This window comes from Gordonia sp. X0973 (genome assembly GCF_013348785.1).
In the GTDB taxonomy this organism is placed as follows: Bacteria; Actinomycetota; Actinomycetes; order Mycobacteriales; family Mycobacteriaceae; genus Gordonia.
On sequence record NZ_CP054691.1, the window covers coordinates 1,173,280 to 1,188,683 of the forward strand.

Here is a 15,404-nt window from a genome sequence, read left to right on the forward strand (position 1 = left end):
GCATTTGCAAGCTCTTTCCCTGCGTGGCATGGGGTGCGTACGGTGCGAAACATGATCAATCACAAGGTTCGCACCCACCGCAGCGCAGAGGACTTCCCGATCGAGGAGCACCTCGCCTACAAGATCGCCCAGATCGCCGTCGACCCCGTCGAGGTGCCGGCCGACACCGCCGAGATGATCATCAACCGCGTCATCGACAACGCCTCGGTCAGCGCCGCCTCGGTGACGCGCCGCCCGGTCACGACCGCCCGCGCGCAGGCCGTCAGCCACCCCAGCAAGCCCGGTGCGCAGGTCTTCGGCGTCAACGGCAACTACTCGCCGGAGTGGGCCGCCTGGGCCAACGGCGTGGCCGTCCGCGAACTCGACTTCCACGACACCTTCCTGGCGGCCGAGTACAGCCACCCCGGTGACAACATCCCGCCGCTGGTCGCCGTCGCGCAGCACAAGGGTGTCTCCGGCCACGACCTGATCCGCGGCCTCGCCACCGCCTACGAGGTGCAGATCGACCTCGTGCGCGGCATCTCGCTGCACAAGCACAAGATCGACCACGTCGCCCACCTCGGCCCGTCGGCCGCCGCCGGAATCGGCACGATGCTCGGGCTCGACATCGACACCATCTACCAGGCGGTCGGGCAGGCGCTGCACCTGACGACCGCGACGCGGCAGTCGCGCAAGGGGCAGATCTCCAGTTGGAAGGCCTACGCCCCGGCGCTGGCAGGCAAGGTCGCCATCGAAGCCGTCGATCGCGCGATGCGGGGCGAGGGCGCCCCGTCGCCGATCTGGGAGGGCGAGGACGGCGTGATCGCGTGGCTGCTCGATGGCCCCGACGCCAGCTACACCGTGCCGCTGCCCGGTCCCGGCGAGGCCAAGCGCGCCATCCTGGACAGCTACACCAAGGAGCACTCGGCCGAGTACCAGAGCCAGGCCCCGATCGACCTCGCGCGCCGGATGCGTTCGCGCATCGACAACCTCGACGACATCGAGTCGATCGTGCTGCACACGTCCAACCACACCCACGTGGTCATCGGCACCGGCTCGGGCGACCCGCAGAAGTTCGACCCGACGGCCAGCCGCGAGACCCTGGACCACTCGGTCATGTACATCTTCGCCGTCGCCCTGCAGGACGGGACCTGGGACCACGTGAAGTCCTACGCCCCCGAGCGGGCCGGCCGCCCCGACACCGTCGCGCTGTGGAAGAAGATCTCCACCGTCGAGGACCCGGAGTGGACGCGCCGCTACCACAGCGAGGACCCGGATGAGAAGGCCTTCGGCGCCCGCGCGGTCATCACGCTCAAGGACGGCACGGTCATCGAGGACGAACTCGCCGTCGCCGACGCCCACCCGTTGGGCGCGCGCCCGTTCGCCCGCGAGCAGTACAAGGAGAAGTTCAACAAGCTGGCCAGCGGCGTCATCGCCCCGGCCGAGCAGGCGCGTTTCCTCCAGGTGGCCGAGGGCCTCGACGGTGTCGCCGCGGGTGACCTCGCCGCGCTCAACGTCGTCGTGGAGCAATCCGTCCTGGACACCGCGCCGGCGATCGGCGAGGGGATCTTCTGATGGATCTGTTCTCCTCCGCGGCGACCGCCACCGACAAGCGGAAGGCCCTGCGCGCCGCACTCGCCTCCGGTGAGTTGCAGCGCTGGCCCGGCGCCTTCTCCCCGCTGGTGGCCAAGCTCATCGAGGACATCGGATTCGAGGGCGTATACGTCTCGGGTGCGGTGCTGGCCGCCGACCTCGGCTTGCCCGACATCGGCCTGACCACCCTCACCGAGGTGGCCGGGCGCGGCGGTCAGATCGCCCGCGCGACCAACCTGCCGTCGCTCATCGACGCCGACACCGGCTTCGGCGAGCCGATGAGTGCGGCCCGCACCATCGCCACCCTCGAGGACGCCGGACTCTCCGGCTGCCACCTCGAGGACCAGGTCAACCCCAAGCGCTGCGGGCACCTCGACGGCAAGGCCGTCGTCGAGACCGGCGAAATGGTCAAGCGGCTGCGCGCCGCGGTGGCGGCCCGGCGCGACGAGGAGTTCGTCATCTGCGCCCGGACCGACGCGCGGGCCATCGAAGGACTCGACGCCGCCATCGACCGGGCGAAGGCCTACGCCGACGCCGGGGCCGACCTGATCTTCACCGAGGCGCTCGCCGACGCGGGGGAGTTCGAGAGGTTCCGCGCCGCGGTCGACGTCCCGCTGTTGGCGAACATGACCGAGTTCGGGAAATCCGAACTCCTGACGGCACAGCAGCTGGGCGACCTCGGCTACAACGCCGTCATCTACCCGGTGACCACGCTGCGCATCGCGATGGGCGCGGTCGAGGCGGGATTGAGGGAGATCTCCCAGAAGGGCACCCAGGCCGACCTTCTGGATGGCATGCAGCACCGCTCACGGCTCTACGAGCTGCTGCGCTACGCCGAGTACAACGAGTTCGACACGGCCACTTTCAATTTTGCGATTCCAGGGGCGTGAAGGCCATGACCAGCGCAGCAACATCCACCAGCGCAGCAACGTCCACCAGCGAGACCCCCGAGATCCGCAAGGGTCTGGCCGGCGTCGTCGTCGATACGACGGCGATCTCCAAGGTCGTGCCGGAGACCAACTCGTTGACCTACCGCGGCTACGCGGTGCAGGACCTGGCGGCGCGGTGCAGCTTCGAGGAGGTGGCCTACCTCCTCTGGTACGGGGAGCTCCCCACCCCCGCGCAGCTGCAGCAGTTCACCCAGCGCGAGCGGGGCAGCCGTCGCCTCGACCGCACGGCCGAGGCCGTGCTGGACCGCATCCCGGACAACTGCCACCCGATGGACGTCTGCCGGACGATGATCAGCTTCCTCGGCACGCAGGACCCCGACGAGGACGACGCCAGCCCGACGGCGAATCTGGCGAAGGCGCAGCGCATGTTCGCCGTGCTGCCGACGATCGTCGCCGCCGACATGCGCCGGCGCCGCGGCCTCAAGCCGATCGCGCCGCACCACGGCTACGGCTACGCCGAGAACTTCCTGCACATGTGCTTCGGCAAGGTGCCCGACCCCGAGATCGTGAAGGCCTTCGAGCAGTCGCTGATCCTCTACGCGGAGCACTCCTTCAACGCCTCGACCTTCGCCGCGCGCGTCGTCACGTCGACGACGTCGGATATCTACAGCGCGGTCACCGCGGCCATCGGCGCCCTCAAGGGGTCGCTGCACGGCGGTGCGAACGAGGCCGTCATGCACGACATGATCGACATCGACCGCCCCGAGCGGGTCACCGAGTGGCTCGACGGCAAGCGGGAGCGCAAAGAGAAGATCATGGGCTTCGGCCACCGGGTCTACAAGAACGGTGATTCCCGCGTCCCGACGATGCACGAGGCGCTGGTCCGGGTGTCGCAGCATCTGGGGCAGACCAAGTGGCTGGGGATCTACGACGAGCTGGCCGCGCAGATGGACGAGCGGACCGGGATCAAGCCGAACCTGGATTTCCCGACCGGCCCCGCCTACTACCTGATGGGCTTCGACATCGCGTCCTTCACACCCATTTTCGTGATGGCTCGAGTTACCGGGTGGACTGCCCATATCATCGAGCAAATCGAACATAATGCGTTGATTCGTCCTCTGAGTGCCTACAACGGCGAGGCGCAACGCCCGGTGAAAGCCTGAGGCCCGTGCAAAAAGTCCTGATCGCCAACCGCTCCGAGATCGCGGTGCGCGCCATCCGCGCATGCCGTGAACTGGGGCTGCAGACCGTTGCCGTCTATCCCTTCGAGGATCGCAACGCGCTGCACCGCAACGCCGCCGACGAGTCGTATCAGATCGGCGAGCCGGGCCACCCGGTCCGCGCCTACCTCGATATCGACGGGATCATCGAGGTGGCGCGCGAATGCGGGGCAGACGCGGTCTACCCGGGCTACGGGTTCCTCTCGGAGAACCCGGGGCTGGCGCGGGCGTGCGACGAGGCGGGGCTGACGTTCGTCGGGCCGCCGGCCGACGTCCTGGACTGGACGGGCAACAAGGCGACGGCGGTGGCCGCCGCGCGTAAGGCCGGCGTGCCGGTGCTGGAGTCGATCGACCCGAGCACCGACCTCGACGCCTTGGCCGCGGCCGGCGAGAAGATGGCATTCCCGCTGTTCGTCAAGGCGGTCGCCGGGGGTGGCGGGCGCGGTATGCGCCACGTCGCGGAGCCCGGCGACCTGCGCGACGCGCTGGCGGCGGCCTCCCGCGAGGCGGAGGCGGCCTTCGGCGACGGCACCGTCTTCATCGAGCAGGCCGTGACCGATCCGCGCCACATCGAGGTGCAGATCCTCGGCGACGCGCAGGGCAACGTCGTGCACCTCTACGAGCGGGACTGCAGCGTGCAGCGCCGCCATCAGAAGGTCGTCGAGCAGGCGCCGGCGCCGGACCTGTCGCCGGAGCTGCGCGAGTCGATCTGCGGCGACGCGGTGGCGTTCGCGAAGGCGATCGACTACCGGGGCGCGGGAACCGTCGAATTCCTCCTCGCCCCCGACGGCCACTACGTCTTCATCGAGATGAACCCGCGGATCCAGGTCGAGCACACGGTGACCGAGGAGGTCACCGACATCGACCTGGTCGCCGCCCAGCTGCAGGTCGCCGCCGGCGCCTCGTTGCCGGACCTGGGGATCACCCAGGACACGATCGAGACCCACGGGTTCGCGGTGCAGTGCCGCGTCACCACCGAGGACCCGGCCAACGACTTCCGGCCGGACACCGGCACGATCTCCGCCTACCGCTCGCCGGGCGGGGCGGGCGTGCGCATCGACGGCGGCACCTTCCTCGGCGCGGAGATCTCCGGCTACTTCGACTCCATGCTGGTGAAGGTCACCTGTCGCGGCAAGACGCGCGCGGCGGCCCTCACCCGGGCGCGCCGCGCACTGGCGGAGTTCCGCATCGGCGGGGTGACCACCAACATCGAATTCCTCCTCTCCCTGCTGTCCGACCCGCAGTTCGTCGCGGGCGCGGTGACGACCGGATTCATCGCCGAACACCCGGAGTTGCTGGTCAGCCACCCGTCGGACCCGACGTGGGCGCGGCTGCTGGACTTCCTGGCCGACGTCACCATCAACCGTGAGTACGACCGCCCGGCGACGGTCATCCGCCCGCGCCACAAGCTCGCCGACCTGCCGCTCGTCGAGCCGGAGCCGGGATCGAAGGACCGCCTGCGCGACCTCGGGCCGACCGGCTTCGCGTCGGTGCTGCGCAACCAGGACGCGGTCGCCGTCACCGACACGACCTTCCGCGACGCCCACCAGTCGCTCCTGGCCACACGCCTGCGGACCAGCGGCCTCGTCCGCGTCGCGCCCTATGTCGCGTCGCTGACCCCGCAGCTGTTCTCCGTCGAGTGCTGGGGCGGCGCGACCTATGACACCGCGCTGCGCTTCTGCAAGGAAGATCCCTGGGAGCGCCTGGAGAAGCTGCGCGCGGCCATCCCCAACATCTGTCTGCAGATGCTGCTGCGCGGGAAGAACACCGTCGGCTACACCCCGTATCCGACGGTGGTCACCACCTCCTTCGTCGACGAGGCCGCCCGCACCGGCATCGACATCTTCCGCATCTTCGACGCCCTCAACAGCGTCGACGCGATGCGCCCGGCGATCGATGCGGTCCGCGAGGAGGGGAGCACCGTCGCGGAGGTCGCGCTCTGCTACACCGGCGACCTCAGCAACCCGGCCGAGGATCTGTACACCCTCGACTACTACCTGCGCCTCGCCGAGCAGATCGTCGACGCTGGCGCGCACATCCTCGCGATCAAGGACATGGCGGGGCTGCTGCGACCGCCGGCCGCGTCGAAGCTGGTCGGCGCGCTGCGCAGCAACTTCGACCTGCCGGTCCACGTGCACACCCACGACACCGCCGGCGGTCAGCTCGCGACCTATCTCGCCGCGGCACAGGCCGGTGCGGATGCCATCGACGGGGCGAGCGCGCCGCTGTCCGGCTCGACGAGCCAGCCGTCGCTCTCGGCGATCGTCGCGGCCTTCGACGGCACCGACCGTGCGACCGGGCTCGACCTGGACGCGGTGTGCTCGCTGGAGCCGTACTGGGAATCGCTGCGGAAGGTGTACGCGCCGTTCGACGTCGGGCAGCACCCGCCGACCGGGCGCGTCTACCGTCACGAGATCCCCGGCGGCCAGTTGTCCAACCTGTACCAGCAGGCCTCCGCACTGGGTCTGGCCGACCGCTTCGAGCTCATCGAGGACGCCTATGCCGGTGCCGACCGCATGCTGGGCCGACTCGTGAAGGTCACGCCGTCGTCGAAGGTCGTCGGCGACTTGGCGCTGACGCTCGTCGCCAAGGGGATCAGCGCCGACGAGTTCGCCGCCAACCCCGGCGCATTCGACATCCCCGAGTCCGTCATCGGCTTCTTCCGCGGCGAGTTGGGCGAGCCGGCCGCCGGATGGGTGGAGCCGCTGCGCAGCAATGTGCTCGACGGCCGCGGCGAGGCGGCACCGGTCGAAGAGGTGTCCGACGAGGACCGGGCGGTGCTCGCCGAGCCGGGTACCGACCGCCGCGCCGCGCTCAACCGCCTGCTGTTCCCCGGGCCGACCGCGGAGTTGGCCGAGCACCGCGAGAAGTACGGCGACACCTCCGGGCTGTCGGCCAACGCCTTCCTCTACGGGCTGCGCGCCGGCGTCGAAGAGCATGTCGAGGTGGAGCCCGGCGTGGAGCGGACCATCGGGTTGGCCGCGGTCAGCGACGTCGACGAGAACGGCGAGCGCACGGTCCTGTGCACGGTCAACGGCCAGATGCGCTCGGTCGTCGTGCGCGACGCGTCGGCCGGGGTGGCCGTGGCCGCCGCCGCGAAGGCCGATCCGCAGAACCCCCGCCACGTCGGCGCGCCATTCGACGGCGTGGTCGTGCTGCGCGTCGGCGTCGGCGAGCACGTCGCCGCGGGTGATCCGCTGGGGACCATCGAGGCGATGAAGATGGAGTCGACGATCACCGCGCCGCGGGCCGGCACCGTCGCCGCACTGCCGCTCGGCGCGCATGTCGACGCGCACGGCGGCGACCTGCTCGTCGAATTGGGGTAAATTCGCCGACGACCCCACGTTGACCCGCGTGGTCGGCCGACAACGAGAAGGACCCACGATGACCGTTTCGCCGAATCTCCGACGACTTCGCGTAGGGATCGCCGCCGGCGGTGTCGCGGCGACGGTTCTCGCCTCCCTGGTCGCCACACCCATCGCCTCGGCGAAACCGCTGGGCGCGCCCATCCTCGGCTCCGGGTCGACGGTGGTCGGCAACGGGTGCACCTACGCGCTGGGCGTCAAAGTCGCGCCCGCGAAGAGGTTGCCGCCGACGCTGGGCTTCACCGTCCTCGACGACAAGCCCAATGCGCAGAAGCGCAAGGACGACGGCAAGGGATGGGTCACCTTCTGGGAGACGAAGGGCGTGGCCAAGCCGGGTTCGCGGGGCAGCAAGCGGATCGGCCGGGCGAAGCCCGATGCCAAGGGCCTGGCGGTGATCGCCTGGACGCCGGGGCGGATCGGCGCGTCGAGCGTGTGGGCCTACCAGGGTTCTTGGTCTGCTCCGCTTCCGGTGACCGTCGTCGCCGCGCTGCCGGTGTGGCGGATCTGCCTGATGTCTCAGTAGGCCGGACTACCCGGTGGGCCGGCGTCGCGTGATCGCGGCTAGGCCGGGACCGGCGCGTCCTTCTCGTCGTCGATCTTCAGCAGCAGCGCACAGGTCACCGACGCCGCGCACGCGACCAGCGAGATGATCGTCGCGATCAGATAGCCGGTGTCCGACGGGAACGAGTGGTGGGCGACTCCGTGGGGCGTCGGGATGTCGATGCCGACCACGAAGTGGGCCAGCACCATGCCGATCATCGCAGAGGCGACCGACATCCCCAGTGAGCGCATCAGCGCGTTGACGCCGTTGGCCTCACCCGTCTGGCGCAGCGGCACCGCGCCCATGATCAGGGCGGGCATCGCGGCGTAGGCGATGCCGATCCCGGCGGAGATGCAGCAGGTGATGAGCACGAGGTGCCACGGGCCGATATGCGCGTGGGCCAGCAGCAGGCCCAGCTGGATCAGGTAGCCCAGGCCCATCACGGTGACGCCGACGGCCAGTGACGTCCGCGGGCCGAACGTCCGCGACACCCGTGCGCCGATATTGGAGGACGCGAACATGACCAGACCGCCCGGCGCCAGGTAGAGCCCTGCGGCGACCATGGAGAGCCCGTTCCCGTTCCCCGTCGCGGCCGGTGCCATCAACAGCTGGACCGGGATGAGCGACATCGCGAAGAAGCCGAGACCGGCGGCGGCCGACGCGGCATTCGTCAACGCGACCGTGCGGGTGGCGGTGGTGCGCAGGTCGACGAGAGGGTGATCGCGACGCAACTCGTAGGCGATCCAGGGGACGAACACCAGAATCGACGCGGCGAATAGGCCGAGCGTCGGGGCCGAAGCCCAGCCCCAGGTCGCCCCCTTGCTCAGCGGCAGCAGGAGCAGGGTCAGCGCGGCGGCCAGGCCGAGGGCGCCGAGGTAGTCGAAGCCGGCGGTGCGGTGTATCGGCGACGGCGGGACGACGATCAGCACGGCGATCAGGCACAGCAGCGAGACTCCGGCGGCGCCCCAGAACAGCAGGTGCCAGTTGTGCTGCGCGATGAGGGCGGCGATCGGCAGGCCCAGCGCGCCGCCGACGCCGAGGGAGGCACTCATCGCCGCTACCGCCGAGCCGAGGCGCTCCGGTGGCAGGCAGTCGCGCAGGATGCTGATGCCCAGCGCGATGGCGCCCATGCCGACACCCTGCAATCCGCGCCCGACGAGGAAGGGGAGCAGTTGGTCGGACAGGGCGCAGACCGCCGAACCGAGGACCACGGCGGCCAGGGTCAGGACGAGGATCAGCCGCTTGCCGTACATGTCGCCGAGGCGTCCGGCGATGGGGGTCGAGACGGCGCCGGTCAACAGGGTGGCCGTCAGCGCCCAGGCGGCGTTGTCGTTGGACGTGTGCAGATAGTCGGGTAGCCGTGGGATCAGCGGGACGATGATCGTCTGCATCAGCGACACCGAGATCCCGGCGGCGCACAGGGTCGCGATGATCGCCGTCGGATGCGACGGCGGCCCGTCCTGGTGCGCGGGCTCGCCGGTGGGGATGGATTTCGTCGACACGCAGAGTCCGATCAGGCCAGGGATCGCCCGGATCTCGGGCCGTCTCTGAGTCTACGGAGACGCCGATCCGCGTCCGGCGCGGGTCAGAGGGCCAGGCACATCGAACCGGTACCCAGGCCTTGCTTGACGCTGACCTTGAGGTCCTTCTTCGATGCCGTGTTGACTTCGCTGACGTGCAGCAACCGGGCTCCGACATGTTTGGGCGTCCAGCTCATGACCACCGTCTGGTTGTAGGGGACCGGAGAGGCACCGAGATAGGTCTTTGGTCCGCCGTACGGATTTCCGGCGTCGAGATCGTCGACGGCAATGGTGGAGTTCTGTGTCGCGTTGATCGTGATCTTGTAGGTACAGCCGGTGCCGTAGGCGCCGAGCACTGGTGCCTCGACACTGATGTTGTCCACGTTGGCGGTCGCGATCGGCGAATGGGCGAAGGTTGCCGTCGTCGCCGAGACCGCCGCCCCGGCGGCGATAACTGCGACGATACGGCTGCGTTGGGTGGGGGACATGGTGAACTCCTTCGGGTTTGGGGACGGTGCACTCTCGACGCTATTGGCGGAGGAGGGGACCGCTTAGAGTAGTGCGCTACCCGAACTCGTTGGTCACGACCGCTCGATGAGATTGAAAGTTTGTACGGATTTCTGGCGGGCGGCGGTTGTCAGACGTCGCGGGTAGTGTGAACATTAGTTCGAATGAACGGGTGTTCATGCAGTTGAGGGGGTGAATCGGGTGAGTACGACGGGTCGTGTCGGATTGGTCGACGGGTTGCCGGATTCGCCGGTGGAGTTGGTGGCGTTGGCTGATGCGGTGGCGGTGAAGCTGGGGTCGGCGGTGTGGGCTGGGTTGACTGAGGACGAGTTGGTGTCGACGGCGCGGTTGTTGCAGCGGTCGCGGTGGCGTATCGAGGGTGTCGACGCGCAGTTGTTCACCGAGATCAACGATCGGTGTGCGTTTACCCGCGAGGGGTTCACCCATCCTTTGCGGTGGTTGTCGACGGGGTTGCGGCTGGGCCGGTTCGAGGCGCGCCGCCGTTATCGTCGCGCAGCCAAGATCGCGCGGTTGACCTCACCGACGGGGCAGACGATGGAACCGGAGTTCCCGGCGACCGCCGCGGCGGTGGCCGCGGGCCTGATCGGCGGGGCACACGTCGACGAGATCGGCATCATCATGGGCAAGATTCCGTGGCGGCTGCCGCCGGAAGTCCGTGCCCGGGCCGAAGCCGATTTGGCGGAGATGGCCACCGAGTTGACGCCGTTCCAGTTGCGTGCGGCGGGCAGCGCGTTGCTGGCCTATCTCGACCCGGATGGCACCCTGTCCGACGAGCGCGACCGCACCCGGCGGCGCCGGTTGTCGCTGGGCCCACAAGGCCCCGATCTGATGTCGAAGCTGACCGGGGATCTGCCGCCGATCGTGCGGGCCAAGCTCGAATTGTTTCTGACCAATTGGGCCGCGCCGGGGATGAACAATCCCGCCGACGGCCCCGATTGCCGCGTCGAAGGGGCGTTGGCGGATCGGGACCTGTCCGACGACGCGGTCAAGGACACCGTGGCCCAGGCGCGGGCCCGGGACGACCGCAACCCCGAGCAACGCAACCTCGACGCCTTCGAAGCCCTCCTCGACTACGTCCTGGCCGACGACCCCACCGCGAAGACCACCCGTACCGGCGACGACACCGCGCAGAACCCGGCGGCGGATCGGGCGGCAGCGGGCCGGGGCGCACGGTGCGCGGCCAATTCATCGTCACCGCGTCGATCGCGGATTTGAAGGCCGGTTGCGGGTTCGGGTTGACCACCACGGGCACGTTGATCCCGATCGGCGAGTTGATCGACGTCGCCGCCCAGTTGGATCCGTCGCTGGTGGTATTCGCCGACCACACCCGCGAAGTCCTGTACTACGGGCGGGCCCGCCGCGGCGCGACGCTGGCGCAACGGTGCGCCCTGTTCGCCCGCGACCGCGGCGACAGCAACCCCGACTCGGAAACACCGTTCATCACCACCGAAGCCCACCACCTACCCGACTGGGCATTGGGCGGACTCACCGACATCGACAAACTCACCGCCACCAGCGGACCCAACAACCGCCGCGTGGGACCGGGCCCACGGCAATGGGAAACGGTCTACCAACGCACCGGACCATTCGCCGGACGAGTCGCCTGGCGACTGCGATGCCACAACGGCACCGCCGGTCAACCACGCGTCAACCTCGGCCACCACCCCGACGACCTCGCCCGCGTCGCAATCAACAACATCCGCGCCATCGGCGGCAAAGGCACCACCCGCTACCTCCACACCGCATCCCGAGGCGACACCAACAGCGCGAACACACACGGCGACCACAACGACCCAGACCCACCCCGATCACCCACCGAACACCGACTCCGCAACAGACTCGGCTACACCGAGATCTGATGATTGAGTAGGCCGGTCCGCCGTGGAATGCCGGTCACAGGGCGAAGCAGGACGAGCCGGTGTTGATTCCCTTCTTGACCGCCACCGTCTTCAGCTTGTAGTTCCCGTCCTGGCGGATACCGATGAGTCGGACCCCCTCGGCCTTGGGTGTCCACTTGAAGGTGATCAACGCACCCTTGGTGTTCTGGACATCCAGGACCACCAGGTCGTTGGTAGCACCGCCCTCGACCAGGACGGGGTGGTTGCCGCTGGCGTCGACGGCGGCGCTGACGTCGTAGGTGCAGCCGGTGCCGTAGGCACTCCCGGTGGACGGCTTGGCGACGACCAGGTTGGTGACCGTGGCCGTCGCGCTGCCGGGCGAGGCGATAACGGAGGCCGCGCCGACGAACAGCGCCGGAAGGACGAGTCGGGCCGCGGTATGGGTGGTTCGCATGATGTTTCCTCTCGAGTGGGCGGGCGATTTGCGACGAGTCACGCCGCGGGAAGGCACAGGGAGCCGGTGTTCACGCCGCGGTTGACGGTTACCGACAGCGAGAGTTTCGAGTTGGTGCCGGCCTGACTGGCGACGAGCTTCCGTGCTCCGTCGACCTTCGGGGTCCAGTTGAAGACGATGGTCTGGTTGACCGGCGCGACCTCCTCGCCGACGTGTTTGTGCGTCCCGTCGGGCGAGTAGTCGTCGAGGTTGACGTGGGCGTTCATCGTCGCCTGAACGGTGACCTTGTAGGCGCATTCGGTGAGGTATCCGCCGGCCGGCGGATTCTCGATGTCGACGGTGAGGATGCTCGCCGACGCCGTCGGCGATGTCGCCACCGCGGCAGCGATGGCGCAGAGGGACGCGCCGAGCGCGACGGAGCCGACGAACGTGCGTGGGCGCGCGGTGGCGGTCGGTTGGAGGACGGGCATCGGGTACTCCTGAAAGTGTCGGGGAAGGGCTGCACGGCAGACGCTATTGCCCGACGAGGAGGCGCCGTAGAGTAGTCCGCTACCTGTTTCGCCTACCGGCGTGTGAATCGGCAGCGGGAGACGAGAACGCCCCGCACAGCGTGTGCTGTGCAGGGCGTTCTACTTCGTTGTGCGGTTACGCGTTGGCGGCCGGGCGCACCGCCTTCGCGGCGTCGACCATGTTGCGCAGCGACGCGGTGACCTCCTCGTTGCCGCGGGTCTTCAGACCGCAGTCCGGGTTGACCCACAGCCGCTGGGCCGGCACGGCCTTCAACGCGGCCTGCAGCGACGCCGTGATCTCGTCGGTCGACGGGACGCGCGGGCTGTGGATGTCGTAGACACCCGGGCCCACACCGTTGGCGAAGCCGACGGCGTTGAGGTCGTCGAGGACCTCCATCGCCGAGCGGGCCGCCTCGATCGAGGTGACGTCGGCGTCCAGATCCGCGATCGCGCCGATGACCTCGCCGAACTCCGAGTAGCACAGGTGCGTGTGGATCTGGGTCGTGTCCTCGACGCCGGCCGTCGACAGGCGGAAGGCGTCGACCGCCCAGCGCAGGTACTCCGGCTTGTCGGCGTCGCGCAGCGGCAGCAACTCGCGCAGCGCGGGCTCGTCGACCTGGATGACGCCGATACCGGCCTTCTCCAGGTCCACGGTCTCGTCGCGGATCGCCAGGGCGATCTGGTTGGCCGAGTCCTTCTCCGGCTGGTCGTCGCGGACGAACGACCACGCGAGGATCGTCACCGGGCCGGTGAGCATGCCCTTGACCGGCTTCTCGGTCTTGGACTGCGCGTAGGTGATCCAGTCGACGGTCATCGGCGTCTGACGCACGACGTCGCCGAAGAGGATCGGCGGGCGCACGCAGCGGGTGCCGTAGGACTGCACCCAGCCGTTCTGGGTGGCGAAGAAGCCGTCGAGTTGCTCGGCGAAGTACTGCACCATGTCGTTTCGCTCGGGCTCGCCGTGCACCAGCACGTCCAGACCCAACTGCTCCTGCAGCTCGATCACGCCGTCGATCTCGGCCTTCATGCGACGGGTGTACTCCGCGTCGTCGATCTCGCCGGTGCGCAGGGCGGCACGGGCCTTGCGGATCTCACCGGTCTGCGGGTACGAACCGATCGTCGTCGTCGGCAGCAGCGGCAGGTTCAGCCGCTCCTGCTGGGCGGCCAGCCGGGCCGAGCTCTCGCCACGGGCGAGTTCGTCCTCGGTGACTGCGGTCAGGCGGTCCCGGACGGCGGCGACCTTCACCCGGGGATCGGTGGCGCGGATGGCCAATGCGGCCGCGCTCGCTTCGAAGCGGTCGGCGACGGCGTCGCGGCCGCGGTTCAACGCGGTCGCGAGTGTCGCGACCTCGACGAACTTCTCCGCGGCGAAGGCGAGCCAGCCGCGCAGGTTGTCGTCGAGCTCGGTCTCCGGCTCCAGCGAATACGGCACGTGCAACGTCGAGCACGACGTCGAGACGGCCACCGCGCGCGCCGAGCCCAGCAGCGTGCCGAGGGTGGCCAGCGCCGCGTCGAGGTCGGTGCGCCAGATGTTGCGGCCGTTGACGACGCCGGCGACCAGCAGCTTCGACGACAGTGCGGGCACCGCTGCGACGGTGTCGGCGCTGCCGTACACCAGGTCGACGCCGATGGCCTCGACGTCGGTGTGCGCGAGTGCGGACAGCACCTGTGCGCCCGGATCGCCGAAGTAGGTGTTCACGAAGATCGCGGGACGGTTCGAGACGCCGGAGAGACGCTGGTAGACCGATCCGGCGACCTCGGCGGCGGTCGCCACGCCGTCGGCGTTGTCGACGATGTCGGTGCACAGCACCGGCTCGTCGATCTGCACCCACTTGACGCCCGCTGCGGCAAGTTCGCCCAGCAGCTGTTCGTAGACCTCGACGACCTCGTCGATGCGGTCGAACGGCGCGGTCTCGTCAGTCGACTTCGCCAGACCAAGGAAGGTGATCGGACCGATGACGACCGGACGCGCGTCGACGCCCAGGTTGGCGGCCTCGGACCATTCGGCGAGCACCTTCGACGCGTCGAGGCGGTAGGTCGTCTGCGCCGACAGCTCCGGGACCAGGTAGTGGTAGTTCGTGTCGAACCACTTGGTCATCTCCAGCGGCGTCAGCTCGGCGGTGCCGCGCGCGGCCGCGAAATAGCGGTTCAGATCGTCGTCGACCGACGCGAAGCGCGGCGCGAGGGCGCCCAGCATGATCGCGGTGTCGAGCATCTGGTCGTAGTAGGAGAAGGTGTTGACCGGGATCGAGTCGAATCCGGCGTCGCGCAGCGAACGGGCGGTGTCGCCGCGCAGCGAGGCGGCGACCGCTTCGAGCGACGCGCGGTCGGTGTTGCCCTTCCAATAGCCTTCGATGGCCCGCTTCAGCTCACGGTTCGGGCCGATGCGGGCGGTGCCGCCGACGGTGGCGGTGAAATCGGGTGCCCGGTTGGTGGTGGGGGTGGTGTCCGAGGACATGTCTCGTGCTGCTCCTGATGTGGTTCCAACGGTTCACCACCCGCAGGGCGCAAAAGGGCGACGGCGCGGCGGCGGCGCCCACAGAATTCAGGAGCCGGTACTTCCGCGCGTTTCGTCGACCCGTGCGCCCAGATCCTCGAGGCGATGAGCCACCCGGGCACGGCGTGCCCGGGACAATTGGCAGGTCTTCGGACTCATCGGCGCGCGGCGCGTAGCGCCACACCTAGTGACTGTCGCTTCCCAGGCCGGGGCCCAGTGCGTTGACAGTGGTCGTTCCGATATACCGCTGCGGGGTCAGTTCCGGATTCCCACCGGATTCCCTCTCGTCGCCGGGCGGACACGCCGATTCAGGCGCGTGCGAAGGGCGACTCGGCAGACGACTCGCGGGCCAGGGGCTCCTCATACCCGCGGGTCGTCGGGACCAATTGCACCCCCATCTTATCCTGCACCGATCGATGCGACGGTCGGCACGTCGTCGAGCCAAGGCAAAGCCGCGGTCGTGGGCGCAT

12 protein-coding genes and 1 riboswitch are annotated in these 15,404 nt (G+C 69.0%); of the genes, 7 read left to right on the plus strand and 5 right to left on the minus strand.

Annotation, left to right across the window (positions count from 1 at the left end; translation table 11 throughout):
* Positions 1-51: 51 nt before the first annotated feature.
* The 5 genes from prpD to HUN08_RS05825 are packed head-to-tail and all read left to right on the plus strand — an operon-like array spanning position 52 to position 7,570.
* Positions 52-1,554, plus strand: a complete 1,503-nt coding sequence (gene prpD / locus HUN08_RS05805) for a 2-methylcitrate dehydratase PrpD (protein WP_124248107.1) — start codon at positions 52-54, stop codon at positions 1,552-1,554.
* On the plus strand, positions 1,554-2,462 hold the full coding sequence (prpB, locus tag HUN08_RS05810) for a methylisocitrate lyase (RefSeq protein ID WP_124248106.1): 909 nt from the start codon (positions 1,554-1,556) through the stop codon (positions 2,460-2,462). Before prpD ends, prpB begins: the two co-directional genes overlap by 1 nt.
* A 5-nt stretch (positions 2,463-2,467) precedes the next feature.
* Positions 2,468-3,625: a bifunctional 2-methylcitrate synthase/citrate synthase gene (locus HUN08_RS05815; RefSeq protein ID WP_124248105.1), complete on the plus strand. Its 1,158-nt coding sequence runs from the start codon at positions 2,468-2,470 to the stop codon at positions 3,623-3,625.
* Positions 3,626-3,630: 5 nt separating this feature from the next.
* Positions 3,631-7,008, plus strand: coding sequence for a pyruvate carboxylase (locus tag HUN08_RS05820; RefSeq protein WP_124248104.1), 3,378 nt, complete (start codon positions 3,631-3,633; stop codon positions 7,006-7,008).
* Positions 7,009-7,066: 58 nt separating this feature from the next.
* Entirely contained in the window at positions 7,067-7,570 is a 504-nt protein-coding gene (locus HUN08_RS05825) for a hypothetical protein (RefSeq protein ID WP_124248103.1), read from the plus strand.
* 38 nt (positions 7,571-7,608) lie between these two features.
* On the opposite strand, the gene HUN08_RS05830 is transcribed toward HUN08_RS05825, so the two are convergent.
* Complete coding sequence (locus tag HUN08_RS05830) at positions 7,609-9,090, minus strand: MFS transporter (protein ID WP_301546911.1); 1,482 nt, start codon at positions 9,088-9,090, stop codon at positions 7,609-7,611.
* Positions 9,091-9,173: 83 nt separating this feature from the next.
* The gene (locus tag HUN08_RS05835; protein ID WP_124248102.1) at positions 9,174-9,596 is read right to left on the minus strand and encodes a hypothetical protein; all 423 of its coding nucleotides are present in this window, start codon (positions 9,594-9,596) and stop codon (positions 9,174-9,176) included.
* 220 nt (positions 9,597-9,816) lie between these two features.
* Here HUN08_RS05835 and HUN08_RS05840 point away from each other — a divergent pair, with 220 nt between their 5' ends.
* Together HUN08_RS05840 and HUN08_RS05845 are read left to right on the plus strand one after the other, a co-directional pair.
* Complete coding sequence (locus tag HUN08_RS05840; RefSeq protein ID WP_174900880.1) at positions 9,817-10,851, plus strand: DUF222 domain-containing protein; 1,035 nt, start codon at positions 9,817-9,819, stop codon at positions 10,849-10,851.
* Positions 10,809-11,495: a DUF222 domain-containing protein gene (locus HUN08_RS05845; RefSeq protein ID WP_174900881.1), complete on the plus strand. Its 687-nt coding sequence runs from the start codon at positions 10,809-10,811 to the stop codon at positions 11,493-11,495. The genes HUN08_RS05840 and HUN08_RS05845 overlap by 43 nt, the downstream gene beginning before the upstream one ends.
* A 34-nt stretch (positions 11,496-11,529) precedes the next feature.
* Here the strand turns inward: HUN08_RS05845 and HUN08_RS05850 are convergent, their stop codons facing one another.
* The 3 genes from HUN08_RS05850 to metE form a co-directional block, all read right to left on the minus strand.
* Entirely contained in the window at positions 11,530-11,928 is a 399-nt protein-coding gene (locus HUN08_RS05850; RefSeq protein WP_124248008.1) for a hypothetical protein, read from the minus strand.
* 38 nt (positions 11,929-11,966) lie between these two features.
* Entirely contained in the window at positions 11,967-12,398 is a 432-nt protein-coding gene (locus HUN08_RS05855) for a hypothetical protein (RefSeq protein WP_124248007.1), read from the minus strand.
* A gap of 175 nt (positions 12,399-12,573) precedes the next feature.
* Positions 12,574-14,895, minus strand: a complete 2,322-nt coding sequence (gene metE / locus HUN08_RS05860) for a 5-methyltetrahydropteroyltriglutamate--homocysteine S-methyltransferase (RefSeq protein WP_124248006.1) — start codon at positions 14,893-14,895, stop codon at positions 12,574-12,576.
* A 161-nt stretch (positions 14,896-15,056) separates the two neighbouring features.
* Positions 15,057-15,257, minus strand: a riboswitch (cobalamin riboswitch).
* Positions 15,258-15,404: the final 147 nt, after the last annotated feature.